A 24,757-nucleotide genomic window follows, 5' to 3' on the forward strand; every position below is an offset into this window, starting at 1 on the left:
TCAGCTCTGCGACGCGGCTTTGGGAAGAATGTCGTTGGCGACCATCTCGCCGAACGGGCTGACATAACCGGCGCTTTTCGGCAGTTCCGGACGCTCGATGTCGAGGTGCGGAAACAACAGTTCAGCGACGCGATATGACTCTTCGAGGTGTGGATAACCGGAGAAGATGAAAGTATCGATGCCCAGATCCGCGTACTCCTTCACGCGCGCCGCCACGGTTGGACCATCGCCGACCAGCGCCGTACCCGCACCGCCACGCACCAGGCCGACACCAGCCCAGAGGTTGGGGCTGACTTCGAGATTGTCGCGACTGCCGCCGTGCAGCGCGGCCATGCGTTGCTGACCGACCGAGTCGAAGCGCGCCAGCGACGCCTGCGCACGCTTGATGGTGTCGTCGTCCAGATGCGAAATCAGCCGGTCTGCTGCTTGCCAGGCTTCGGCGTTGGTTTCGCGCACGATCACATGCAGACGAATGCCGAAGCGCACGGTACGTCCGAGCCTGGCGGCTTTGGCGCGCACTTGTTCGATCTTCTCGGCCACCGCGGCTGGCGGCTCGCCCCAGGTCAGCACCATCTCGACCTGTTCGGCGGCCAGATCCTGCGCCGCTTCCGAGGAGCCGCCGAAGTACAGCGGCGGACGCGGTTGCTGTATCGGCGGATAAAGCAGCTTGGCGCCTTTCACACTGATGTGTTCGCCGTCGTAATCGACGGTTTCGCCTTCCAGCACCCGACGCCAGATGCGGGTGAATTCCACCGAGGCCTGATAACGCTCTTCGTGGTTGAGAAACAGACCATCACCGGCCAACTCTTCCGGGTCGCCACCGGTCACCAGATTGAACAGCGCACGACCGCCGGACAGACGATCCAGGGTCGCAGCCTGCCGCGCCGCCACCGTCGGGGAAATGATCCCGGGGCGCAGGGCAACAAGGAACTTCAGACGCTGGGTCACCGGGATCAGCGACGCAGCCACCAGCCACGAGTCTTCGCAGGAACGGCCGGTGGGAATCAGCACACCGCCAAAACCCAGACGATCCGCCGCTTGCGCGACCTGTTGCAGATAACCGTGATCAACGGCGCGAGCGCCTTCGGCGGTGCCAAGGTAATGGCCGTCGCCGTGGGTAGGCAGGAACCAGAAGATGTTGAGGCTCATGGAGTGGTCTCCTTGGGGATTCGATTTACCGGGCTTGGGTAACAGAGCTTTGGGCCACAGCGGCCGGTGGTGTCCAGATCACATCCTTGATGCTCAACGGCTTGGGAATCAGCTTGAGCTGGTAGAAGGTGTCGGCGATTTTCTGTTGCGCGGCGACCACGTCCGGGGTCAGGAACAGCGCACCGTAGCCCTGGCGTTTCACCGAGGTCAGGGTGATGTCCGCCGGCAGACCGAGCAGTGGCGCGACTTGCTGGGTCACGTCTTCAGGATTGGCTTTGGACCACTCGCCGACGGCGCGCACTTCTTCGACGAGGGTCTTGATCACCTCGGGATTTTTCTGCGCGTAAGGTTTGGTCGCGAGGTAGAACTGATGGTTGTCGACGATGCCTTTGCCGTCACGCAGAGTGTGCGCTTGCAGCTGTTTCTCGGCAGCGGCCTGGTACGGGTCCCAGATCACCCAGGCATCGACGCTGCCACGCTCGAACGCGGCGCGAGCATCGGCCGGCGGCAGGAACACAGTCTGGATATCAGAGTATTTGAGGCCGGCGTCTTCCAGTGCGCGCACCAGCAGGTAGTGCACGTTGGAGCCTTTGTTCAGGGCGACTTTCTTGCCCTTCAGATCGGCGACCGATTTGATCGGCGAGTCTTTCGGTACGAGGATCGCTTCGCTGTTCGGCGCTGGCGGTTCGTAGGCGACGTAGAGCAGATCAGCGCCCGCCGCTTGGGCAAACACTGGCGGAGTCTCACCGGTCACGCCGAAGTCGATCGAGCCGACGTTCAGGCCTTCGAGCAGTTGCGGGCCGCCGGGGAATTCAGTCCATTGCACGTCCACGCCTTGTGCGGCCAGACGCTTTTCCAAAGTGCCTTTGGCCTTGAGCAGCACCAGCGTGCCGTATTTTTGATAACCGATCCGTAGAGTCTCGGCCTGAGCTTGAGTAATGGCGCCGAAGGACACAGCCGCAGCAAACAGAGCGACCAGACCACGACGCAAAAATACAGTGCGCATAGCGCTCTCCTTTTTGCTGTTGGGTTTTGGCTGCACCTGCTTGGCCGTTAGCGGCTGAGTAAGGTGAGTGGAGCAAATTCGGGTGAAGCTCAAATGCTCCAGCGAGCACTCAATAAACGTTCATTCAACAGGCCCGGCTCCAGCGGTTTCGGCCGGCGGGCCATGGCACTGACAAACTGTTCCAGCGCTTCATGCAGACGCTGCTCCAGCGCTGGTGCGAGTTGCGCCTGGGCACTGCCTTCGCCGTAAGCGATCTGGCTGTCCTCGGCGAAAATGCCCTGGAGCATCTCTTGGGCTTTCAATGCCGACAGCACCGGCTTGAGCGCGTAATCGACCACCAGCATGTGGGCGATGCTGCCGCCGGTGGCCATCGGCAGAACAATCTTGTGGTTCAGGGCGCGTTCGGGCAGCAGATCGAGTACGGTCTTCAGTGCACCGGAAAACGACGCCTTGTACACCGGCGTGGCGATCAGCAGGCCGTCAGCGTTTTCAATCTGCGCCAGCAGGTCGAGCACCTTCGGGCTGTCGAAGCGGGCGTGGAGCAAGTCTTCGGCCGGGAAGTCCCGCACCTGATAACTCACCACTTCCACCCCTTGCTCCTGCAACCAGCGTTGCGAGCGTTCGAGCAACACTCCTGAGCGGGAGCGCTGGCTGGGACTGCCACCGAGTGAGACGACCAGCATTCAGACAATTCCTTGCGCGTTACAGGCGATTCGCGGGTTGCGATCTCGCTTCGATGGGAGTGACCTTACCAGCTGATTTATATATCCATAAATCATATTTATTTATTTGTTTATGCATTTTAGAGATATGCGATTTACTTTGTTACGGGCAAAAAAACAGGCCGTGAAACGGCCTGAAATCCCCTGCTTAGTGGTTTTGAATTCTGTACTGCCCGGACTGACGCCTTCGCGAGCAGGCTCGCTCCCACATTTGGAATTCCATCACCTGTGGGAGCGAGCCTGCTCGCGAAAGCGGTGGCGACTACACCGCAAATCTCACTTATTCGGCTGTGGCGTCAGGCGCAGGTATGGTTTCACCGCGCGATAGCCTTTGGGGAAGCGTCGCTTGATCTCTTCTTCGTCCTTGAGCGACGGCACGATCACCACCTCATCACCGTCCTGCCAGTTGGCCGGGGTGGCCACCTTGTAGTTGTCGGTAAGTTGCAGCGAATCGATCACCCGCAGGATCTCGTGGAAGTTGCGCCCGGTACTCGCCGGGTAGGTGATGGTCAGGCGGATCTTCTTGTTCGGATCGATCACGAACAGCGAGCGCACGGTCAGGGTGTCGTTGGCGTTCGGGTGGATCAGGTCATAAAGATCGGAAACCTTGCGATCGGCATCGGCCAGGATCGGGAAGTTAACGATCGTGTTCTGGGTTTCGTTGATGTCTTCGATCCACTTGTGGTGCGAGTCCACCGGGTCGACCGACAGCGCGATGGCTTTCACGCCGCGCTTGGCGAACTCATCCTTGAGCTTGGCGGTGAAGCCCAGCTCGGTGGTGCACACCGGAGTGAAGTCGGCCGGGTGGGAGAACAGCACGCCCCAGCTATCGCCCAGCCACTCGTGGAAACGAATCTTGCCGGCGCTGGAATCCTGTTCGAAGTCGGGGGCGATGTCGCCGAGTCTGAGGCTCATGGTGCTGCTCCTGAGGAGTTGTTGGAGAACTCAACTGTAGCTCGGGATTCAACATCATGAAAAAGAATAAATAAGTAGATATCTATAATCTAAAGGAATATTAAACATCGTTCACTGGACGCTCGCCCGCATCGCGACGAACATCGCTCTCAAGGTTCGAGAAGGCCTTGAGTAGCTGCAAAAGAGGGGAATTTCGGGACAGGCTTACGGGGGTGAGCCTGACCCGAAAATGCAAAAGCCCCGTCCGGCGCGATGCCGGACGGGGCTTTTTTACATCAGCGAATCGAGGTGCGCTATTACAGCAGCGGGATCGAGTAGCTGACGATCAGGCGGTTTTCATCCTGGTCACGCTGACCTGGGACGTCGTTGCGCCAGGTAGCGTTTTTCCACATGAAGCCCAGGTTTTTCGCCGGGCCTTCAGGAATCACGTAACCAACGGTCAGGTCGCGTTCCCACTCGGAAGCGCCGGTGCCGTTTTCACGACGGTTGGAGCCAACGGTGTCGATATCGTCGCCGCGCAGATAGACCACACCGGCAGTCAGGCCTGGCAGGCCGACTTTGGCGAAGTCATACGAGTAGCGCGCCTGCCAGGTTTTCTCGCCGGCACGACCAAACTTCTGGATCTGCATGTCGGTGATGGTGTAGTTCGACGAACCGTCGCCCTGGTTCAGCCAAGGGAAGTCGGAGCTGCCGTTGGAAACCTGGTAGCCGCCACCGAAGGTGTGGCCTTCAACGGTATACAGGAACAGGCCGCTGTACAGATTGTTGTCGATCGGACCTTTGCCGCTGACGTTGCCGACGTAGTTACCGTTGCCGAAGTAGGCTGCGGTATTGCCGTTGGCGCCATCGTCGCTGCTGTGGAAGTAGCGGAAGTCAGACTTCAGCACGCCCGGGCCGATTGCCCAGTTGTGAACCAGACCCAGGAAGTGTTGCTTGTAGAAGTCTTCCAGGTTGCCGTAGTAGTACTGCGCAGTCAGGTCCTTGGTGATTTTGTAGTCACCACCGGCGTAGTAGAACTTGTTGCTGTTGGCAACGCGAGCGTTCGCACCGCCAACGGACAGGTTCTCGTTGTTGCTGGAGTTACGACCTTTCACTGCTTCGATTTGACCTGCGACCAGAGTCAGGTCCTTGATCTCGCCGGAAGTGATCTGGCCACCCTGCCAGGTTTGTGGCAGCAGACGACCATCGTTGGTCACGATGACCGGGTTTTTCGGCTGCAGAGTACCCAGCTTCAGTTCGGTCTGGGAGATCTTGGCCTTGGCGGTCAGGCCCAGGCTCGAGAAGTTATCAACAGCTTCGCCGTTGGACTTGCTCGGGAACACAGTGCCACCGTAGGAAGTCGCGGTTGCCCCGTTGGTGCCGCCACCCGAATCCAGACGTACGCCCAGCAGGCCGATGGCGTCGATACCGAAGCCGACGGTGCCTTGGGTGTAACCGGAGATGAAACGCAGATCGAAGCCTTGGCCCCACTCTTCGTTCTTGTTCTGCGCGCCAGCCGCTTTGGTGCCGGAGTCACGGTTGTCAGTGTTGATGTAGAAGTTGCGCAGGCCCAGAGTGGCTTTGCTGTCTTCGATGAAACCGGCGGCGCCTGCCTGCTGCGCCATAACCCCTACGGCCACAGCCAGGGCCAAGGTGGACTTGTTCATGTAAAGCTCCTCTCGTTTCTAATTCTTGTGTTCCTGGCCCGGGGTCTGATGCCCTGGATCCTAAGATGCGCGATTAGCGCCAGACCGTGACTGACAAGTCAATCGTAACCTTGTGTGTCTACGACCAAGGTCTAATCGCAGTGATTTGGTCCGTGCAGAGTAAAGATTTCCTGATAAACCCAAAAAGAATTTATTCATTCTTTTTCATATCATTTCGGAATATAGCCACTATCGTGCCATCTCCGCCGCGATACAGAGTATCGGCGACTAAGCTCATTCCTAAATGGTATTTGTTAGCCTTTTTTTAGATCGATTAGCTTTGGCGCAACCCCAATTCGTCAAACCCTATCGAAAAGGCGACGCCATGATGGCTAAACGCGCACTATCTAGTCAATTTGTTACAGTTTGTGTATCGGCGATGATTTGTTTTTCCGCGCAGGCTGCCAACCTAACCATCGGTTATCAAACCGGGATCGACCCCAGCAAAGTACCCCAGGCCGACGGCACTTACGAAACAACCCTCGGCCAAAAGATCGACTGGCGACGCTTCAATAGTGGCCCGGAAGTTGTGACAGCCATTGCATCCGGCGATGTACAAATCGGCAACCTCGGCTCCAGCCCTTTGGCAGCGGCCGCTTCGCGCAATCTGCCAATCGTCGCCTTCATTGTTTCAGCGCAGATCAATGCCGCCGAAGCCCTCGTGGTGCGCAATGGCAGCGGGATCAATTCCCCGCAGGATCTGGTCGGCAAGACCATCGCCACGCCCTTCGTTTCCACCTCCCACTACAGTTTGCTCGGCGCTCTAAAGCACTGGGGCCTGGACACCTCGAAAGTCAAAGTGGTGAACCTGCAACCGACGGAAATCGCCGCAGCATGGAAGCGTGGGGATATCGATGGCGCGTTTGTCTGGTCGCCGGCACTGGGTGAAATCCGCAAGACCGGCAAGACCCTGACCGATGCCGCTCAAGTCGGCCAGTGGGGTGCACCGACCTTCGAAGTCTGGGTCGCGCGCAAGGACTACGCCGAGAAGCATCCTGACGTCATCGCGAAGTTCGCCAAAGTCACGCTGGATTCATTTGCCGAATACGCGGCGCATAAAGACAGTTGGACGGCTGAATCGGTGCCCGTGCAGAAAATCGCTAAATTGACCGGTGCCAATGCTGCCGATGTCCCGGAACTGCTGGCCGGTTCAGCCTTCCCGGATGCCAAGGCGCAGCAATCCACCACACTGCTGGACGGCGGCACGGCCAAGGCGATTGGTGAGACAGCGAAGTTTTTGAAGGAACAGGGCAAGGTCGAGACGGTGCTGCCGGACTACTCGTCGTATGTCAGCGCGAAGTTTGTAACCGAATAAACACTCCCTGTAGGAGCTGCCGCAGGCTGCGATCTTTTGACTTTGGTTTTTTGAAAACAAGATCAAAAGATCGCAGCCTGCGGCAGCTCCTACATGGGTTTCATGCAAACCTGGTTTTACAGGGTCTTTTCGAAGATCTTCGAGTTGCGCTGATAGTTGTACAGCGACGCCCGCGCCGCCGGCAGGCGCTCGACGCTGCTAGGCTCGAAGCCACGTTCGCGGAACCAGTGCGCGGTACGGGTGGTGAGGACGAACAGGGTTTTCAACCCTTGCGCCCGGGCACGGGTCTCGATGCGCTCCAGCAGCTCATCGCCGCGACCACCGTGGCGGTACTCCGGATTCACCGCCAGGCACGCCAGCTCACCGGCGTCCGAGTCGGCAATCTGGTACAGCGCCGCACAGGCGATGATCATCCCTTCGCGCTCGACCACGCTGAACTGCTCGATCTCGCGCTCCAGCACTTCGCGCGAACGACGCACCAGAATCCCCTGCTCTTCCAGCGGACTGATCAGGTCCAGCAAACCGCCGACGTCTTCAATCGCCGCCTCGCGCACCAGTTCGAATTGCTCCTGAGCGACCAGCGTACCGCCACCGTCGCGGGTGAACAGTTCGGTCAGCAGCGCGCCATCTTCGGCGTAGCTGACGATATGGCTGCGCGCCACGCCGCCACGGCAAGCCTCGGCGGCGGCATCCAGCAGTTCGGCCTGATAGTTGTTGCCCAGACGCGCCAAGTGCGCCGGCACCTGTTGCGGACGCAGTTCGCGCACCAGTTTGCCGTTCTCGTCGATCAGACCGAGGTCGGCGCCGAACAGCAGTAGCTTGTCGGCTCCCAGGTCGATGGCGGCGCGGGTGGCGACGTCTTCGCAGGCAAGGTTGAAGATTTCCCCGGTCGGCGAGTAGCCCAGCGGCGACAGCAGCACGATCGAGCGCTCATCGAGCAGGCGATTGATGCCTTTGCGGTCGACCCGACGCACTTCGCCGGTGTGGTGATAGTCGACGCCTTCGAGCACGCCGATCGGCCGCGCGGTCACGAGGTTGCCGCTGGCCACCCGCAGACGCGAGCCCTGCATCGGCGACGAGGCCATGTCCATCGACAGCCGTGCTTCGATGGCGATGCGCAACTGGCCCACCGCGTCGATCACACATTCCAGGGTTGCCGCATCGGTGATGCGCATGCCGTGGTGATAGTGCGGGGTCAGGCCGCGAGCGGCGAGGCGGGTTTCAATCTGCGGGCGCGAACCGTGGACCAGCACCAGACGCACGCCGAGGCTGTGCAACAGCACGAGGTCGTGGACGATGTTGCCGAAGTTCGGATGCTCCACGCCGTCGCCGGGCAGCATGACGACGAAGGTGCAGTCGCGGTGGGCGTTGATGTAAGGGGACGCGTGACGAAGCCAATTGACGTATTCGGGCATGAACCTGGGCCTGTAATAAATAGCAGCCGGAAAAAAGGGCGAAACGAAAAACGCACAGCGGGCTGATGGTTATCGTCGGAACAGGCTTGGCGACACGCGCGCTCTCCTCATGAATACGGGTTGGGGTGCTGGCAATTTACAGCGTTTGATCGGATAAAACACATACCTCCTGTGGGAGCGAGCCTGCTCGCGAAAGCGGTGTATCTGTCGACATTGAGGTGTCTGGAATGGCGCTTTCGCGAGCAGGCTCGCTCCCACAGGGGTTGATCATCGTTCGTCAGTTGTCAGGCAGTAATGTTCAATCAACTGCCGCAATAGCTGCACGGTAGGCTGCAAACGTGACATTTCAAGGTATTCGCCGGGCTGGTGTGCACAGGCAATGTCGCCGGGACCGAGCACGATGGTTTCGCAACCAAGGCGCTGAAGATAAGGCGCTTCGGTGCCGAACGCTACTGCTTCGGCACTATGCCCGGTGAGCTTTTCGGCGATACGCACCAATTCGGCGTCTTCGGCCTGCTCGAATGGCGGTACTTCCGGGAACAACGGCTGGTAGTCGATCTTCACCTGATGCCGCTCGGCCACCGGATTGAGCTTGCGCAGGATTTCCGCACGCAAGACTTTCGGGTCCATACCCGGCAACGGGCGCAGGTCGAACTCCAGCGAACACTGACCGCAGATGCGGTTGGGATTATCGCCGCCATGGATGCAACCGAAGTTCATGGTCGGTTGCGGCACGCTGAACTGCGGGTTGTTGAATTCACGCTGCCAAAGCAGGCGCAAACCGCGCAGTTCGCCGATGGCATCGTGCATCGCTTCGAGGGCGCTGTGCCCCAGGCGCGGATCCGACGAATGGCCGCTCTGCCCGAGGATATCGATGCGCTCCATCATGATGCCCTTGTGCATGCGGATCGGTTTGAGCCCGGTTGGCTCGCCGATCACCGCCGCACGGCCCAGCGGCTTGCCGGCCTCGGCCAGTGCGCGGGCACCGGACATCGAGCTTTCTTCATCACAGGTGGCGAGGATCAGCAGCGGTTGCTTGAACGGCTGGTCGAGCAGCGGCTGCACGGCCTCGATGATCAGCGCGAAAAACCCCTTCATGTCGCAACTGCCCAGCCCGACCCAACGGCCGTCAACTTCGGTGAGTTTCAGCGGATCGGTCTGCCACAGCGCATCGTCATAAGGAACGGTATCGCTGTGCCCGGCCAGGACCAGGCCACCAGGGCCGCTGCCGAAACTGGCGAGCAGGTTGAATTTACCGGGGCTGACCTGCTGGATATCGCAGCTGAAGCCCAGATCACCCAGCCAACCGGCGAGCAAATCGATCACCGCCCGGTTGGACTGATCCAGGCTCGGTTGGGTGCAACTGACCGACGGTGCGGCGATCAGTGCAGCGAACTGGTCTTGCATGGATGGCAAAGGCATCGCTGACTCCAACTCCCGATTTGAAGTCCATCATAGAGCCATCCGGCGCTCGGAATAAACCGCCGCAGGGCGTAGGAAGTTTGAGTCCTGTACACTGCACGGCCTTGGCAGCCACACATTCCCCCGGCTGCGCTCCCGATCCTGGATTTTCCGGCCATGCAGAAAGAAACCGAAATCAAACTCCGCGTCAGCCGCGAAACCCTCGCTGCCCTGCGCGAGCACCCGCTACTGAAAAAACGCAACAAGAATGGCTGGGAACGCCGTGAGTTGATGAACCAGTACTTCGACACCCCCGAGCGCGATCTGGCTCAGGCCAAAGTTGCCCTGCGCCTGCGCAAGGACGGTGACGAAGTGATTCAGACCCTCAAGACCCGCGGCCAGAGTGTTGCCGGTCTGTCGGAGCGTAACGAGTACGACTGGAAGTTGCCCAAAGCCAAGCTCGACGTGAAGAAACTCGACGGCGAATGCTGGCCCGAGTCGCTGGCCGAGCTGGACAAGAAAACCCTGAAGCCGATCTTCACCACCGATTTCGTCCGCGAGCGCGCGGAAATCGCCTGGGGCCGCGGCAAGGCCAAAGTGGTGATCGAAGCCGCGCTGGACCTTGGTCATGTGGTGGTCGGCAAACAGAAAGAAGAAATCTGCGAGCTGGAACTGGAACTGCGCGAAGGCGAGCCTGCCGCGCTGCTGGAACTGGCCGCCGAACTGGCCGAAACCCTGGCGCTGATGCCGTGCGACATCAGCAAGGCCGAGCGCGGCTACCGTCTGTACGACGCCAACAGCTACTCGCTGAGCCTGCCGGCGCCGCAACTGACGCCGGAAACCCCACTTGACGACGCCTTCGCCGCATTGGCCTGGCACTTGCTCGGCAGCAGCCAGCGTCTGGCCGAACAATATCGCTTCAACGGCCACTGGCGCCTGCTGCAGGACTGGGTCGAGAACCTCGCGGAAATGCGCGCCCTGCTCAGCAGCCTCGGCCAGGCGGCACCGCGTCCGGCGACTCACGACCTGCGCGTGGCGCTGGACGCACTGCTCGAAGACTGGCGCCCGCTGGTTCAGGTCGGTATCGAAGACGAAGACGTACGCAAGGCGGCGCCGGAGCAATTCCTTGAAGAACTGGAAGACCCGCGCTGGGGCCTGTTCTCGCTGACGGTTTCGCGCTGGCTGCTGGCCCGCACCTGGGCCGCCGAGCGCAACACCCGCGGCAATCGCCAGGGCGCCGCGCAACTGCACAGTTGGTTGCCGCGCATGCTGGGCGAGGAAGCCACGTCCCTGCAACTGCAGCGCTATCAGCAGCAGCCGGAAGATCTGGCCGAGCAACTGCCGCGCATCGAACGCATCCAGGTCTGGCTGCACCACGCGCGTAACGTGCTGGAGATCGCGGAAATGGATCGCCTGTACGGCGAGCTGAACAAACTGGCACAACTGGCCAACGAGCCGACGATCACTGACGAACTGCTCGATGCGCGCAAGCAGCAGGCAATTGCGGTTTATCAGAATCGTGCGTGGAAAATGCTGCTGCGTATGTGATGCTCAGCAACACCTGAAAACTGTGGCGAGGGAGCTTGCTCCCGCTGGAGGCCGAAGGACTCCCAAGTCCTGCAATTGCAGATTCTGGGGCCGCTTCGCAGCCCAGCGGGAGCAAGCTCCCTCGCCACAGAGGCCATCAACGCATGACCGGGAGGCTGGTCGTCGACTTGATCTCCGACAATGCCACAATCGAATTCACTTCCTGAATCCCCGGCACCAGCGACAGTTTCTCGAAGAAAAACCGCTCATACGCCTCGATGTCCGCCGCGACAATCCGCAACAGAAAATCCACCGCGCCCATCAGCACATAACACTCCAGCACTTCCGGAAAGCCGCGAATCGCCTCGGTGAATTCGGTGAAGTTCGATCGCCCGTGGGCGTTGAGTTTGATCTCGGCAAAGATCTGCGTGTTCAGGCCGATCTTCTTGCGATCGAGCAAGGTCACCTGCCCGCGAATGATCCCCTCCTCTTTCATCCGCTGAATCCGCCGCCAGCACGGTGATTGCGACAGGCCGACCTGCTCGGCGATCTGTGCGCTGGACAGCGAAGCGTCCTCCTGCAGCAGGGCGAGAATGCGCCGGTCGTAGCTGTCCAGCTCGCTATGCATAACCAATCCTCAATATGATCATTTTCCGAATTGTTCTTGTCGAGTAATCCGCCAATCCGCTCATCTTAGACAAGAAATGCCCGGCATCGAATGTAAAAATTCCCCCACTGACTCTGGAGACCGGACATGCCTCACCTCGAAGCCGTGAATACCCCCGCGCCCCGCGCCGATGTGTGGAACGTCAACAACGCGCACTGCTGCGCGCGTTATCAGTTGCTCGCCGAAGCCGAACCGGATCTGCCGGTGCGGGTGCTGAACCTGTTCGCACTGCAGTTCCTCACGCCGCAGCAGGTCCACGTCGAGCGGCTCGACGATCTGCTGTCGATCGATATCGTCATTGATGGTCTGAGCTGGCATCGTGCCGAGGTGATCGCGGAAAAACTTCGTAACCTGATCAGCGTCTGCTCGGTGAACCTGCAAGACGCCGACACGGCGTGGGCTGCGTCAGCCCAAGCGGCGGGCTGACAAATCCGGCAACGGCTTTGTCGGGTAGTGGCCCAACGGTCGGCAGGGCCACGACTATCCTTTGCGAACTGTCGTTCAAAAGGAGCCCGCATGCCCGTTCAACTCGCCACTCAGGACCGCTGGCTGGATCTCAACGATGTATTGCGTGAGCTGGTTGCCCAAGGCTTTATCAGCCAGGATTCGGCGGAGCAGGCGCTCAATGCCCGGCGGCGCCACGCGACCCACGGCCAGCAGCATCCGCTGGAATTCATCGCCAGCCAGCAACTGGATGACCTCAGCCGTCCGGGCAAACATCTGGATCTGGAAAGCCTGACCCTGTGGCTGGCGCAGCAGGCCGGTCAGCCGTACATGCGCATCGACCCGTTGAAGATCAACGTTGCGGCAATCACCCCGCTGATGTCCTACGCCTTTGCCCAGCGCCACAAGATTCTTGCGGTAGCGGTCGACCGTGACGCCGTGGTCGTCGCCAGCGCCCAGCCCTACGTCACCGGCTGGGAGGCTGACCTGACCCACGTGCTGAAGTTGCCGATCAAACGGGTCGTCGCCAACCCGGTGGACATCCAGCGCTTCAGCGTCGAGTTCTTCCGCCTGGCCAAATCGGTCAGCGGCGCCAGCAATGCCGACGCGCAGAGCGGCAACCTCGGCAACTTCGAACAACTGCTCAACCTCGGCGCCAGTGATCAGGAGCCGGACGCCAACGACGCGCACATCGTCAACATTGTCGACTGGCTGTTCCAGTACGCCTTCCAGCAGCGCGCCAGTGATATCCACATCGAACCGCGCCGCGAACAGGGCACCGTGCGTTTCCGCATCGACGGCGTGCTGCACAACGTCTATCAATTCCCGCCGCAGGTGACCATGGCGATCGTCAGCCGCCTGAAAAGCCTCGGGCGGATGAACGTCGCCGAGAAGCGCAAACCCCAGGACGGCCGGGTCAAGACCAAGACCCCGGACGGCGGCGAGGTGGAGCTGCGGCTCTCAACGCTGCCCACCGCGTTTGGCGAAAAAATGGTCATGCGGATTTTTGACCCGGAAGTGCTGCTCAAGGACTTCGATCAGTTGGGCTTTTCCGCCGACGACCTGCGCCGCTGGCAGGACATGACCCGCCAGCCCAACGGCATCATCCTGGTCACCGGGCCCACTGGTTCGGGCAAGACCACCACGCTGTACACCACGCTGAAGAAACTGGCGACGCCGGAAATCAACCTCTGCACCATCGAAGACCCGATCGAAATGGTCGAGCCGGCGTTCAACCAGATGCAAGTGCAGCACAACATCGACCTGAGCTTCGCCGCCGGCGTGCGTGCGCTGATGCGGCAAGACCCGGACATCATCATGATCGGCGAGATCCGTGACCTGGAGACCGCGGAAATGGCGATTCAGGCTGCTCTCACCGGCCATCTGGTGCTGTCGACCCTGCACACCAACGATGCCCCCAGCGCGATCAGTCGCCTGCTGGAACTCGGCGTGCCGCACTATCTGATCAAAGCCACGGTGCTCGGGGTCATGGCTCAGCGTCTGGTGCGCACCCTGTGCCCGCACTGCAAGGCGCCGCTGACGCTGGAAGAGGAAGACTGGCAGACCCTGACCCGCCCGTGGCAGGCGCCGCTGCCGGGCAATGCGCAACGGGCGATCGGTTGCCTGGAATGTCGCGACACCGGTTATCGCGGACGCGCCGGGGTCTACGAAATCATGCAGTTGAGCGATAACCTCAAAGCGCTCATCACCCCGGACACCGACCTCACCGCCATCCGCCGGCAAGCGTTCAAGGAAGGCATGCGCAGCCTGCGCCTGTCGGGCGCGCAGAAGGTCGCGGCGGGGCTTACCACCCTTGAAGAAGTGCTGCGGGTGACCCCGCAGAGCGAGCAGAAATAGACCACTACGGAACCGGATCGGCGAATCGTTATCCAACGCCGTAGTTAACCCCCAGGAGTCACTCAATCATGCGTCTCAAACTTGCTGTCGCTACCCTTGCCTTGCTGTCCCTTCCCGTTGGTTCAGCGATGGCCGACAGCTTTTGGCGTAACGTCATTTCGTCCGGCGCCACCACCGGTTCGACCTACCTGACCTTCAAGGATCACAAGCTGATCGTTGCCGCACAGGACGATGCCGGCAGCTTCGTCGCCAGCGATGGCGGCATCCGTGGGCCGTACCTGGAAGCAGCCATGCAGAAAGTCCGCGCCGACAATCCAGGCCTGCAGGCCACGGACATGGAACTGGCGAATGCGATTCTGGCGAAGAACGCAGTAGCCTCCGAGTAAAAAATCAAAAGATCGCAGCCTTCGGCAGCTCCTACAGGAATCAGTGTAGGAGCTGCCGAAGGCTGCGATCTTTTGCTTTCAGCGGTAATCGTCCACCGGGACGCAGGCACAAAACAGATTGCGATCCCCATAAACGTTATCCACCCGATTCACCGCCGGCCAATACTTGTGCGCCTTGGTGTGTGCATCCGGGGTAATGCCCTGTTCGATGCTGTAAGGCCGTTCCCAGACTCCGATGACATCCGCCAAGGTATGCGGAGCACGCTTGAGCGGGTTGTCTTCCGCCGGCCAGTTGCCGTTCTGCACTTCGGTGATTTCTGCTCGAATGCTCAGCATGGCGCCGATAAAGCGGTCCAGTTCGGCCTTTGATTCGCTCTCGGTCGGCTCGACCATTAACGTCCCCGGTACCGGGAAAGACATGGTCGGCGCATGGAAGCCGTAGTCCATCAGGCGCTTGGCGACGTCTTCTTCGCTGATCCCGGTCTGCGCTTTCAACGGCCGCAGGTCGAGAATGCATTCATGGGCCACCCGCCCGTTGCGTCCGGTGTAGAGCACCGGGAATGCGCCGGATAAATGCTGCGCCAGATAGTTCGCCGCAAGGATCGCCACTTCGCTGGCATCCGCCAGTTGCGGCCCCATCATCGCGATGTACATCCAGCTGATCGGCAAAATGCTCGCGCTGCCCCACGGCGCCGCACTGACCGCGCCGTTCTGCGGCAACGGGCCGTCAATCGGCACCACCGGGTGATTGGCAACGAACGGCGCCAGATGCGCACGAATGCCAATCGGCCCCATGCCCGGCCCGCCACCGCCGTGGGGGATGCAGAACGTCTTGTGCAGGTTCATATGCGACACATCGGCACCGATGTCCGCCGGCCGCGCCAGCCCGACCTGTGCATTGAGATTGGCGCCGTCCATGTACACCTGCCCGCCGTGCCGGTGGATCACTTCGCAGATTTCGCTGATACCCTCCTCGTACACACCATGGGTCGACGGATAGGTCGCCATCAGGCACGACAACTTGTCCCCCGCCTCGGCAGCCTTGGTTTTCAGGTCGTCCAGATCAACGTTGCCGGCCTCGTCGCACTCGACGATCACCACGCGCATCCCGGCCATTTGCGCCGAGGCCGGGTTGGTGCCGTGAGCCGAGGATGGAATCAGGCAGATATCCCGCGCGCCCTGCTGCCGACTCTCGTGATATTTGCGAATCGCCAGCAGCCCGGCGTACTCGCCCTGGGCTCCGGAATTCGGTTGCATGCAGATCGCATCGAACCCGGTGATCGCGCACAACCAGCGCTCCAGTTCTTCGATCATCAAGGTGTAACCGACCGCCTGTTCCCGCGGCGCGAACGGGTGCAGGTTGGCGAACTGTGGCCAGGTGATCGGGATCATCTCGCTGGTAGCGTTGAGCTTCATGGTGCAGGAGCCCAGCGGGATCATCGACTGGTTGAGCGCCAGATCCTTGTTCTCCAGTTGCTTGAGGTAGCGCAGCATCTCGGTTTCGCTGTGATGCGCGTTGAACACCGGATGGCGCAGGTACGGCGTGTTGCGCTGCAGGTGGTCGGGAATGCCGGAAACCAGCGCTTGCGCATCAATGTCGTCGACGTTCAGCCCATGATCGGCGCCCAGCAGCACATCGAACAGTTTGGCCACCGTGTTTTCATCGCAAGTCTCGTCGAGACTCAAGCCGACTCGGCCACGGCCGAGAATCCGCAGGTTGATCTGCGCGGCGCGGGCGCTGTCGATGATCGCGCTCTGCGCACCGCCAACCTCCAGCGTGAGGGTGTCGAAAAACTGCCCGTTGACCCGCGCAATACCATGACGCTCAAGGCCCGCCGCCAGGATGCAGGTCAAGCGGTGCACGCGCTGGGCGATGCGTTTCAAGCCTTGCGGCCCGTGATACACCGCGTAGCAACTGGCGATGTTGGCGAGCAGCACCTGCGCGGTGCAGATGTTCGAATTGGCCTTCTCGCGGCGAATATGTTGCTCGCGAGTTTGCAGGGCCATGCGCAGCGCGACGTTACCGCGAGCGTCTTTCGACACGCCGATGATCCGCCCCGGAATCGCCCGTTTGTACTCCTCGCGGCTGGCAAAAAACGCCGCATGCGGGCCACCGTAGCCCATCGGTACACCAAAGCGCTGGGACGAGCCAAACACCACATCCGCGCCCAGTTCACCCGGCGGCGTCAGCAGCAACAGGCTCAACAAATCCGTTGCCACACAGGCCAGCGCCTGCTGCGCGTGCAACTGATCGATGACCGGACGCAGGTCACGGATCTCGCCGTGGGTGTCGGGATACTGCAGCAACGCGCCGAATACCTGATGCTGGCTGAGGTTATCCACAGCATCGATGATCAGCTCGAAGCCGAAACCTTCGGCGCGGGTCTGCACCACGGAGATGGTCTGCGGATGACAGTTCTCGTCGACGAAAAACAGGTTGCTCCTGGACTTCGCCACGCGTTTGGCCAGCGCCATGGCTTCCGCCGCGGCGGTGGCTTCGTCGAGCAACGAAGCGTTGGCCAGTTCAAGCCCGGTGAGGTCGATGGTCAGTTGCTGAAAATTCAGCAGTGCTTCGAGACGGCCTTGGGCGATCTCCGGTTGATACGGGGTGTAGGCGGTGTACCAGCCGGGATTTTCCAGCACGTTGCGCAGGATGACGGTTGGCGTCAGCGTGCCGTGGTAACCCATGCCGATCAGGCTGGTCCACACCTGGTTCTGCTCGGCGTAACCGCGCAGCTTGGCCAGCGCCGCCTGCTCATCAAGGGCCGGCGGCAAATCCAGTGCCCGATTCAGCCGAATGGCCGGCGGCACCGTCTGCTCGATCAGTTCAACCCGGCTGCCGAGGCCGAGGCTGTCGAGCATCGCCTGTTGTTCCGCGGCGTCGGGGCCCAAATGGCGGCGCAGGAAGGCTTCGGGGTCGCGTAACTGGCTCAAGGATGGCAACTGGGACATGACGGGCTCTCTCTTGGCTGGCGCTCGGCGTCAATGCAACACGGTCAAACCAGCATAGCAGCCGATACCGACGCGCACGGCTTGGCGGCGGCAGGGCTTCCGGGGCATGCTGTAGCGCCTGCATCAGGCGTCCAACTGTCGGATGATCGAATCCCAATGAGCCAACTGCCGTTCCTGCCGTTTTCCAAACCTGTCATTGATGAAGCCACGATTGCCGCCGTCGGCGATGTGCTGCGTTCCGGCTGGATCACCAGCGGGCCGAAGGTCCAGGCCTTTGAAGCACAGCTATCGGAATACTTCGGCGGGCGCCCGGTGCGCACCTTCAACTCCGGCACCTGCACCATGGAAATCGCCCTGCGCATCGCCGGTATCGGGCCGGGTGACGAAGTGATCACCACGCCGATTTCCTGGGTCGCCACCGCCAACGTGATTCTCGAAGTCGGCGCCACCCCGGTGTTCGCCGACATCGATCCGGTGACCCGCAACATTGATCTGGACAAGCTCGAAGCGGCGATCACCCCCCGCACCAAAGCGCTGATTCCGGTGTACCTCGCCGGCCTTCCGGTGGACATGGAGCGCTTGTACGCCATCGCCCGCAAACACAATCTGCGCATCGTCGAAGACGCCGCTCAGGCGCTGGGTTCGAGCTGGAACGGTCAGCGTATCGGCGCCACGGGGGATTTTGTGTCCTTCAGTTTTCAGGCGAACAAGAACGTCACCTGCTCCGAGGGCGGCTGCCTGGTGCTGAACACCCCGGAAGAAGCACGGCTGGCGGAGAAGTACCGCCTGCAGGGCGTGACCCGCAACGGCTTCGACGGCCTGGACGTCGACGTGCTCGGCGGCAAGTTCAACATGACCGATGTCGCCGCGACCATCGGCCTGGGTCAATTCGCCCACATCGAGGCGCTGACCGCCCATCGTCAGGAACTGGCCCGGCACTACTTCAAATGTTTTGGCGCTGACTTCGAAGCGACCTATGGCGCCCAACTGCCACCGGCGGACTTCACCCAGAGCAACTGGCACCTGTTCCAGCTGGTGCTGCCGGAGCGCACGGACGGCTTGCCGGCCCGCGCTACGTTCATGGAACAGATGCAGGCACACGGCATCGGCATCGGCTATCACTACCCGCCGATCCATTTGCTGAGCCTGTACCGCGAGCGCGGTTTCAAGGAAGGGATGTTGCCGGTGGCCGAACGGATCGGGCGACTGATCGTGTCGCTGCCGATGTTCACCACCATGACCAAGGACGATGTCGAACGTTCGGTGGCGGCGGTGAAAGCCGTATTGAAGCCCTGACCAATGCAGGAGCTGCCGCAGGCTGCGATCTTTTGCTCTTGTCTTTAAAAGATCGCAGCCTGCGGCAGCTCCTACAGGGGGCGAGGATTACTCGCCGATCGCAGCCTTGTAGGCGGCAGCGTCCAGCAGTTTTTCCAGCTCGGCCTTGTCGGTTGGCTTGAGCTTGAAGATCCAGGACTTGTAAGAATCGTTGTTCAGCTCTTCCGGCGAGTCGGCCAGCGCTTCGTTGATCGCAATCACTTCGCCGCTGATCGGCGAGTAGATGTCGGACGCCGCTTTCACCGATTCAACCACACCAGCGACATCACCGGCAGCAAACACCGTGCCCACTTCAGTCAACTCGACGAACACCACATCGCCCAGCGCTTCCTGCGCGTGATCGCTGATGCCCACGGTAACGGTGCCGTCGGCTTCCAGACGTGCCCACTCATGACTTTCGGCAAAACGCAGTTCAGCGGGGATATTGCTCATGCTCGGTGTCCTCAAGAAATTGTCAGCGGTCAGGCCCGCCGGAAAAGGTTAGATCAAGGTTTTGCCATGGCGCACGAAGGTCGGTTTGACCACTCGTACCGGATACCACTTGCCACGGATTTCCACTTCGGCGCGGTCGGCGGTGGCCATCGGTACACGCGCCAGGGCAATCGATTTGCTTAGCGTAGGAGAGAAACTACCACTGGTGATCTCTCCTTCGCCAACATCGGCGATACGAACCACCTGATGGGCGCGCAAGACACCCCGTTCCTCAAGCACCAGGCCCACCAGTTTGTGCGCAACGCCGGTGGCTTTTTCCGCCTCCAGCGCAGCACGACCGATAAACTGGCGCGTGGTCGGTTCCCAGGCGATGCTCCAGGCCATATTGGACGCCAGCGGCGAGACATCTTGATGAATGTCCTGGCCGTAGAGGTTCATTCCGGCCTCGACCCGCAGCGTGTCGCGGGCGCCGAGGCCGATCGGGGAAATGCCGGCACCGATCAGATCGTTGAAGAACCCCGGGGCCTGATCGGCCGGCAGGGCGATTTCCAGGCCGTCTTCCCCGGTATACCCGGTGCGCGCAATGAACCAGTCGCCATCGACTTCGGCTTCGAACGGCTTGAGGTGATGGATCAGCGCCGCGCGGGACTGGGTCACCAGCTCGGCGATTTTCTGCCGGGCCTGCGGGCCTTGAATGGCGAGCATCGCCAGTTCCTGGCGCTCGTGTAGCTGCACGTCGTAACCGGCGACATGCGCCTGCATCCACGCCAGATCCTGATCGCGGGTGGAGGCGTTGAATACCAGTCGATAACGGTCTTCCAGGCGATAGACGATCATGTCGTCGACGATGCCGCCACGCTCGTTGAGCATCGTGCTATAGAGCGCTCGGCCGGGGCGGTGCAGGCGTTCGACGTCATTGGCCAGCAAATGCTGCAGCCAGGCTTTGGCCTGTGGGCCATCAACGTCGATAACGGTCATATGGGAAACATCGAACACCCCGCAATCGCGGCGCACCTCGTGGTGCTCCTCGACCTGCGAGCCGTAATGCAGTGGCATGTCCCAACCGCCAAAATCGACCATCTTCGCGCCAAGGGCGAGATGCAGGTCATACAGAGGCGTACGCTGTCCCATGGGTTTCTCCTTCCGGGCGTGGCGAAGGTGCGGACAGCTGCTGTACGGGGTGAAAGCCGCGAAATAGAAGGCTTTCAGCCGATTCCAGCGAACGGGTCTGTCAGACGAACCGCACCGAATGCCGCGCATTGTAGCCGCATGATTCAGGACTGACGACTAAGTGTTTCGGTGCGCCGAGCGGCGGATCAGGCCGATGACCGGCAACAGACCCACCAACACCAGGGTCAACGCCGGCAGCGACGCCCGCGCCCACTCGCCCTCGCTGGTCATTTCGAAGATCCGCACCGCCAGCGTGTCCCAGCCAAACGGGCGCATCAGCAGGGTCGCCGGCATTTCCTTGAGCACATCGACGAACACCAGCAACGCCGCGCTCAGCGTGCCGGGCAGCAACAGCGGCAGATACACTTTGAAAAACAGTCGCGGCCCACTGACACCCAGACTACGTGCCGCTTCGGGCAATGAAGGCCGTATACGCGCCAGACTGTTTTCCAGCGGCCCGTAGGCCACCGCGATAAAACGCACCAGATAGGCCATCAGCAACGCCGCCAGACTGCCCAGCAGCAGCGGCTTGCCGGCGCCGCCGAGCCAGCCCGACAACGGAATCACCAGTTCGCGGTCGAGATAACTGAACGCCAGCATGATCGATACCGCCAGCACCGAACCCGGCAGTGCATAACCGAGATTGGCCAGACTGACCCCGGAACGGATCGCCCGGGTCGGCGCCAGACGTCGGGCAAACGCCAGCAGCAGCGCGACGCTGACGGTGATCAACGCCGCCATGCCACCCAGGTAAAGGGTGTGCAGAATCAACCCGGCGTAACGCTCATCGAGATCGAAGCGCCCGCGCTGCCAGAACCACACCAGCAATTGCAGCAGCGGAATCACGAACGCGCAGGCAAACACCAACGTGCACCAGCCAGTCGCCGCGAATGCCTTGAACCCGCGCAACGGATACAGCGCCTTGACCCGTGGCCGCTCGTTGCTCGCCCGGTTGGCACCGCGTGCGCGCCGCTCGCCGTACAGCACCAGCATTACCACCAGCAGCAACAGACTCGCCAGTTGCGCCGCGCTCGGCAGACTGAAGAAGCCGTACCAGGTTTTGTAGATGGCAGTGGTGAAGGTGTCGAAATTGAACACCGACACTGCACCGAAATCTGCCAGCGTCTCCATCAGCGCCAATGCGACACCGGCGCCAATCGCCGGACGCGCCATCGGCAACGCCACCCGCCAGAACGCCTGCCATGGCGACTGCCCGAGTACCCGCGCCGCTTCCATCAGGCCTTTGCCCTGCGCAAGAAACGCGGTGCGCGCCAACAGGTAGACGTAGGGATAAAACACCAGCACCAGCACCACAATCACCCCGCCGGTGGAGCGCACGCGCGGCAGGCGCAGGCCGCTGCCGAACCACTCGCGCAGCACTGTTTGTACCGGGCCGGCGAAATCCAGCAGGCCGACGAAGACGAACGCCAGCACGTAGGCCGGGATGGCGAACGGCAGCATCAGCGCCCAGTCGAGCCAGCGTCTTCCGGGGAATTCGCAGAGGCTGGTGAGCCACGCGAGGCTGACACCGAGCAGCGTCACGCCGACACCGACGCCAATCACCAGCGTCAGGGTGTTGCCCAGCAGGCGCGGCATCTGGGTTTCCCACAGGTGCGACCAGATCTGCTGATCGATGGTCTGCCACGACAGCAGCAGGACACTCAGGGGCAACAGCACCAGCGCGGCAATGGCGAGGACGATGGGGTACCAGCGGCGTTGGGCGGGGTGGGCCACTTGCAGATCTCGCGGAAAAATCGTGGAGTTCAGGGAAAAAAGCGAAAAGATCGCAGCCTCCGGCAGCTCCTACATTGGGAGTTTGATCACCCCGTAGGAGCTGCCGAAGGCTGCGATCTTTTGATCTTTACAGCAGCAGAATCAGTTCCAACCCGCCCGATCCATCATCCGGATCGCTTCGGCCTGACGCTTGCCCGCCACTTCTACCGGTAAGGTATCAGCGACGAACTTGCCCCACGCCGCCACTTCTTCCGAAGGTGCCACCGCCGGGTTGGCCGGGAATTCCTGGTTGACGTCGGCGAAGATCTTTTGCGCCTCTGGCGTAGTCATCCACTCGACCAGCGCCTTGGCTGCTTCCGGGTGCGGTGCGTGTTTGGTCAGGCCGATGCCCGACAGGTTCACGTGTACGCCGCGATCAGCCTGATTCGGCCAGAACAGTTTTACCGGCAGGTCCGGCTTCTGCTTGTGCAGGCGACCGTAGTAGTAGGTGTTGACGATGCCGACGTCGCACTGCCCGGCATTGATCGCCTCCAGCACCGCGACGTCGTCGGAGAACACATCGGTGGACAGGTTGTTGACCCAGCCCTTGAGGATCTTCTCGGTCTTTTCGGCGCCGTGCACTTCGATCATGGTCGCGGTCAGCGACTGGTTGTAGACCTTCTTCGCCGTGCGCAGGCACAGGCGCCCTTCCCAATTCTTGTCGGCCAGCGCTTCGTAGGTGGTCAGCTCGCCCGGCTTAACGCGCTCGGTGGAGTAAGCGATGGTACGCGCGCGCAGGCTCAGGCCAGTCCAGGCATGACTGGAGGAGCGATATTGCGCGGGAATGTTGGCGTCGATGGTCTTCGAGGTGAACGGCTGCAGAATGCCCATCTGCTCGGCCTGCCAGAGGTTGCCGGCATCGACGGTCAGCAACAGGTCGGCGGTGGCGTTTGCGCCTTCGGCCTTGATCCGCTGCATCAGCGGCGCTTCCTTGTCGGTGATGAATTTGATCTTCACCCCGGTTTTCGCGGTGTAGGCGTCGAACACCGGTTTGATCAGCTCATCGATACGCGAGGAGTAGACCACCACCTCGTCGGCGGCCTGGGCGGTGGTGCTGCCGATCAGGGTCAGGGCCAGTGCAGTCAGAAGACGCTTGGGTGCCAACATGGGAGTGATCTCTCGGTCGGAAAATGTGGGCCAAATGATAAGGACTCACATTTACCAGCTCAATCGAACACTTGGGCAAGGAGTTACCAGATGTTGCATGACTTCCAAATTGCTGGCCTCTGTGGCGAGGGAGCTTGCTCCCGCTGGAGGCCGAAGGACTGCCAATGCTGCCAAAATGGCTTTTGGGGCCGCTTCGCAGCCCAGCGGGAGCAAGCTCCCTCGCCACAAAGAAATAATTGCCTTCAGGGTTTGGCCAGGGCCGGGAGGTCGCCCGTCAGGCCGAGAGCTTCGCGCACAAACAACGCCTTGGCCTCCGGCATCTGTTCCACCAGCTTCAACCCGGCATTGCGCAACCAGCGCACCGGCAGCGGGTCGGCCTGGAACAAGCGCTCGAAGCCCTCCATCGCCGCCATCAATGCCAGGTTATGCGGCATGCGCCGGCGCTCGTAGCGGCTCAGCACCTTCACATCGGCCAGACGCTCGCCACGTTCGGCGGCTTGCAACAGCACTTCAGCCAGCACCGCCGCATCGAGGAAACCCAGGTTCACACCCTGCCCGGCCAACGGGTGAATGGTGTGCGCCGCATCGCCGATCAGTGCCAGGCCTTCGGCCACATAGCGTTTGGCGTGGCGTTGACGCAACGGCACGCACAGCCGTGGATCAGCACTGACGACTTCACCCAGGCAACCTTCAAAGGCTCGCTCCAGCTCACGGCAGAATGCCGCTTCATCCAGCGCCATCAAGCGTTCGGCTTCACTCGGCGTGGTCGACCAGACGATCGAACACCAGTCCTGCTGCCCGTCACGCTCCAGTGGCAGAAACGCCAACGGCCCGTGATCGGTGAATCGCTGCCACGCGGTCATCCGGTGCGGCTTGCTGCTGCGCACGCTGGTGACGATGGCGTGGTGCAGGTAATCCCACTCGCGGGTGGCGACGCCGGTCAGACGACGCACCGCCGAGTTGGCGCCGTCCGCCGCAATCACCAGCGGTGCGCGCAACTGCCGACCATCGGCCAGGGTCAGCAGCCAGTCGTCGCCGGAGCGGCGCAGCTGTTCCAGCCGTGCGTTGGCCAGCATGCCCAGATCGCAGGCATGCAAGCGATCGAGCAAGGCATCCTGCACCACGCGGTTTTCGACGATATGGCCGAGCACTTCGGCATGCACACTGCTCGCCGAGAAATGAATCTGCCCGGTGCCGCTGCCGTCCCACACGTGCATGTCGGTGTACGGGCTGCTGCGGCGTTTGGCGATGCCGTCCCAGACGCCGAGGCGTTCAAGAATCCGCTGGCTGGCCGCCGACAGCGCGCTGACCCGCGGTTCAAACGGCGCGGTCGCGTCGAACGGTTTGACGCTCAGCGGGCTGCCGTCGAGCAGCAACACTTCCAGGCCGCTGTCCTGCAACGCCAACGCGAGGGCGCTGCCGACCATTCCGGCTCCGACAATCAGCAGATCTGCGCGCATTTCCATGCTTTAAGCCTGTCTCGCTGGCGGCATGCGCCG

The 24,757-nt window shown here is 61.2% G+C and carries 20 protein-coding genes; 6 read left to right on the forward strand and 14 right to left on the reverse strand.

All coding sequences use genetic code 11. The features are described from left to right. The 5 genes from ssuD to BW33_RS01540 all read right to left on the reverse strand — a co-directional run bounded on the left by ssuD (position 1) and on the right by BW33_RS01540 (position 5,438). Entirely contained in the window at positions 1–1,149 is a 1,149-nt protein-coding gene (gene ssuD / locus BW33_RS01520) for an FMNH2-dependent alkanesulfonate monooxygenase (protein ID WP_047596660.1), read from the reverse strand. Positions 1,150–1,174: 25 nt separating this feature from the next. Then, positions 1,175–2,155, reverse strand: coding sequence for a sulfonate ABC transporter substrate-binding protein (locus tag BW33_RS01525; protein ID WP_047596661.1), 981 nt, complete (start codon positions 2,153–2,155; stop codon positions 1,175–1,177). Positions 2,156–2,244: 89 nt separating this feature from the next. Continuing rightward, on the reverse strand, positions 2,245–2,838 hold the full coding sequence (gene ssuE / locus BW33_RS01530; protein WP_041072109.1) for an NADPH-dependent FMN reductase: 594 nt from the start codon (positions 2,836–2,838) through the stop codon (positions 2,245–2,247). Between the two features lie 315 nt (positions 2,839–3,153). Beyond that, positions 3,154–3,792 carry a peroxiredoxin gene (locus BW33_RS01535; protein ID WP_047596663.1) on the reverse strand — a complete coding sequence of 213 codons (639 nt, stop codon included), beginning with the start codon at positions 3,790–3,792 and terminating at the stop codon, positions 3,154–3,156. Between the two features lie 296 nt (positions 3,793–4,088). Next, positions 4,089–5,438 carry an OprD family porin gene (locus BW33_RS01540; protein ID WP_047596664.1) on the reverse strand — a complete coding sequence of 450 codons (1,350 nt, stop codon included), beginning with the start codon at positions 5,436–5,438 and terminating at the stop codon, positions 4,089–4,091. 418 nt (positions 5,439–5,856) lie between these two features. Between BW33_RS01540 and tauA the strand changes: the two genes are divergently transcribed. Continuing rightward, on the forward strand, positions 5,857–6,792 hold the full coding sequence (tauA, locus tag BW33_RS01545; RefSeq protein WP_442965389.1) for a taurine ABC transporter substrate-binding protein: 936 nt from the start codon (positions 5,857–5,859) through the stop codon (positions 6,790–6,792). Between the two features lie 116 nt (positions 6,793–6,908). Here tauA and argA read toward each other — a convergent pair whose 3' ends face one another. Together argA and argE are read right to left on the reverse strand one after the other, a co-directional pair. Next, positions 6,909–8,207: an amino-acid N-acetyltransferase gene (gene argA, locus BW33_RS01550; protein WP_007967974.1), complete on the reverse strand. Its 1,299-nt coding sequence runs from the start codon at positions 8,205–8,207 to the stop codon at positions 6,909–6,911. Between the two features lie 267 nt (positions 8,208–8,474). Then, the gene (gene argE, locus BW33_RS01555) at positions 8,475–9,629 is read right to left on the reverse strand and encodes an acetylornithine deacetylase (protein WP_047596666.1); all 1,155 of its coding nucleotides are present in this window, start codon (positions 9,627–9,629) and stop codon (positions 8,475–8,477) included. A 156-nt stretch (positions 9,630–9,785) separates the two neighbouring features. On the opposite strand from argE, the gene BW33_RS01560 reads away from it, so the two are divergent. Beyond that, a complete protein-coding gene (locus BW33_RS01560) occupies positions 9,786–11,156 on the forward strand; it encodes a CYTH domain-containing protein (RefSeq protein ID WP_047596668.1) in 1,371 nt (456 codons plus the stop codon). Between the two features lie 136 nt (positions 11,157–11,292). Here BW33_RS01560 and BW33_RS01565 read toward each other — a convergent pair whose 3' ends face one another. After that, positions 11,293–11,763 carry an Lrp/AsnC family transcriptional regulator gene (locus tag BW33_RS01565; protein WP_025112016.1) on the reverse strand — a complete coding sequence of 157 codons (471 nt, stop codon included), beginning with the start codon at positions 11,761–11,763 and terminating at the stop codon, positions 11,293–11,295. Positions 11,764–11,889: 126 nt separating this feature from the next. Between BW33_RS01565 and BW33_RS01570 the strand changes: the two genes are divergently transcribed. The 3 genes from BW33_RS01570 (at position 11,890) to BW33_RS01580 (ending at position 14,489) form a co-directional block, all read left to right on the forward strand. Continuing rightward, positions 11,890–12,228, forward strand: coding sequence for a hypothetical protein (locus BW33_RS01570; RefSeq protein WP_047596669.1), 339 nt, complete (start codon positions 11,890–11,892; stop codon positions 12,226–12,228). A 90-nt stretch (positions 12,229–12,318) separates the two neighbouring features. Further along, complete coding sequence (locus tag BW33_RS01575; RefSeq protein ID WP_047596670.1) at positions 12,319–14,103, forward strand: GspE/PulE family protein; 1,785 nt, start codon at positions 12,319–12,321, stop codon at positions 14,101–14,103. Positions 14,104–14,168: 65 nt separating this feature from the next. Beyond that, positions 14,169–14,489 carry a DUF2388 domain-containing protein gene (locus tag BW33_RS01580; RefSeq protein ID WP_169843014.1) on the forward strand — a complete coding sequence of 107 codons (321 nt, stop codon included), beginning with the start codon at positions 14,169–14,171 and terminating at the stop codon, positions 14,487–14,489. Positions 14,490–14,567: 78 nt separating this feature from the next. Here the strand turns inward: BW33_RS01580 and gcvP are convergent, their stop codons facing one another. Then, the gene (gcvP, locus tag BW33_RS01585; RefSeq protein WP_047596672.1) at positions 14,568–17,441 is read right to left on the reverse strand and encodes an aminomethyl-transferring glycine dehydrogenase; all 2,874 of its coding nucleotides are present in this window, start codon (positions 17,439–17,441) and stop codon (positions 14,568–14,570) included. Between the two features lie 156 nt (positions 17,442–17,597). Between gcvP and BW33_RS01590 the strand changes: the two genes are divergently transcribed. Next, positions 17,598–18,737 (forward strand): DegT/DnrJ/EryC1/StrS family aminotransferase, encoded by a 1,140-nt coding sequence (locus tag BW33_RS01590; RefSeq protein ID WP_047596673.1) that lies wholly within the window; start codon positions 17,598–17,600, stop codon positions 18,735–18,737. Positions 18,738–18,824: 87 nt separating this feature from the next. Here the strand turns inward: BW33_RS01590 and gcvH are convergent, their stop codons facing one another. The 5 genes from gcvH to BW33_RS01615 form a co-directional block, all read right to left on the reverse strand. Beyond that, positions 18,825–19,208: a glycine cleavage system protein GcvH gene (gene gcvH, locus BW33_RS01595; RefSeq protein WP_047596674.1), complete on the reverse strand. Its 384-nt coding sequence runs from the start codon at positions 19,206–19,208 to the stop codon at positions 18,825–18,827. Positions 19,209–19,256: 48 nt separating this feature from the next. Continuing rightward, the gene (gene gcvT / locus BW33_RS01600) at positions 19,257–20,339 is read right to left on the reverse strand and encodes a glycine cleavage system aminomethyltransferase GcvT (RefSeq protein WP_047596675.1); all 1,083 of its coding nucleotides are present in this window, start codon (positions 20,337–20,339) and stop codon (positions 19,257–19,259) included. Positions 20,340–20,495: 156 nt separating this feature from the next. After that, complete coding sequence (locus tag BW33_RS01605) at positions 20,496–22,112, reverse strand: ABC transporter permease (RefSeq protein ID WP_047596676.1); 1,617 nt, start codon at positions 22,110–22,112, stop codon at positions 20,496–20,498. Between the two features lie 141 nt (positions 22,113–22,253). Further along, positions 22,254–23,258, reverse strand: a complete 1,005-nt coding sequence (locus BW33_RS01610) for an extracellular solute-binding protein (RefSeq protein ID WP_047596677.1) — start codon at positions 23,256–23,258, stop codon at positions 22,254–22,256. A 242-nt stretch (positions 23,259–23,500) separates the two neighbouring features. Further along, positions 23,501–24,718: a 2-octaprenyl-3-methyl-6-methoxy-1,4-benzoquinol hydroxylase gene (locus BW33_RS01615; protein ID WP_177327456.1), complete on the reverse strand. Its 1,218-nt coding sequence runs from the start codon at positions 24,716–24,718 to the stop codon at positions 23,501–23,503. Positions 24,719–24,757: the final 39 nt, after the last annotated feature.

This window comes from Pseudomonas sp. RIT288, assembly GCF_000631985.1.
Lineage (GTDB): Bacteria > Pseudomonadota > Gammaproteobacteria > Pseudomonadales > Pseudomonadaceae > Aquipseudomonas.

Bases quoted from the DNA above. Each gene is read 5' to 3' on its own strand.
- BW33_RS01535 (WP_047596663.1), bottom strand. From the start codon at position 3,792: ATGAGCCTCAGACTCGGCGACATCGCCCCCGACTTCGAACAGGATTCC.
- ssuD (WP_047596660.1), bottom strand. From the start codon at position 1,149: ATGAGCCTCAACATCTTCTGGTTCCTGCCTACCCACGGCGACGGCCAT.
- gcvP (WP_047596672.1), bottom strand. From the start codon at position 17,441: ATGTCCCAGTTGCCATCCTTGAGCCAGTTACGCGACCCCGAAGCCTTC.
- tauA (WP_442965389.1), top strand. From the start codon at position 5,857: ATGATTTGTTTTTCCGCGCAGGCTGCCAACCTAACCATCGGTTATCAA.
- BW33_RS01565 (WP_025112016.1), bottom strand. From the start codon at position 11,763: ATGCATAGCGAGCTGGACAGCTACGACCGGCGCATTCTCGCCCTGCTG.
- BW33_RS01610 (WP_047596677.1), bottom strand. From the start codon at position 23,258: ATGTTGGCACCCAAGCGTCTTCTGACTGCACTGGCCCTGACCCTGATC.
- BW33_RS01540 (WP_047596664.1), bottom strand. From the start codon at position 5,438: ATGAACAAGTCCACCTTGGCCCTGGCTGTGGCCGTAGGGGTTATGGCG.
- BW33_RS01525 (WP_047596661.1), bottom strand. From the start codon at position 2,155: ATGCGCACTGTATTTTTGCGTCGTGGTCTGGTCGCTCTGTTTGCTGCG.
- BW33_RS01615 (WP_177327456.1), bottom strand. From the start codon at position 24,718: ATGCGCGCAGATCTGCTGATTGTCGGAGCCGGAATGGTCGGCAGCGCC.
- BW33_RS01590 (WP_047596673.1), top strand. From the start codon at position 17,598: ATGAGCCAACTGCCGTTCCTGCCGTTTTCCAAACCTGTCATTGATGAA.
- ssuE (WP_041072109.1), bottom strand. From the start codon at position 2,838: ATGCTGGTCGTCTCACTCGGTGGCAGTCCCAGCCAGCGCTCCCGCTCA.
- gcvT (WP_047596675.1), bottom strand. From the start codon at position 20,339: ATGGGACAGCGTACGCCTCTGTATGACCTGCATCTCGCCCTTGGCGCG.
- BW33_RS01575 (WP_047596670.1), top strand. From the start codon at position 12,319: ATGCCCGTTCAACTCGCCACTCAGGACCGCTGGCTGGATCTCAACGAT.
- BW33_RS01570 (WP_047596669.1), top strand. From the start codon at position 11,890: ATGCCTCACCTCGAAGCCGTGAATACCCCCGCGCCCCGCGCCGATGTG.
- argE (WP_047596666.1), bottom strand. From the start codon at position 9,629: ATGCCTTTGCCATCCATGCAAGACCAGTTCGCTGCACTGATCGCCGCA.
- argA (WP_007967974.1), bottom strand. From the start codon at position 8,207: ATGCCCGAATACGTCAATTGGCTTCGTCACGCGTCCCCTTACATCAAC.
- gcvH (WP_047596674.1), bottom strand. From the start codon at position 19,208: ATGAGCAATATCCCCGCTGAACTGCGTTTTGCCGAAAGTCATGAGTGG.
- BW33_RS01560 (WP_047596668.1), top strand. From the start codon at position 9,786: ATGCAGAAAGAAACCGAAATCAAACTCCGCGTCAGCCGCGAAACCCTC.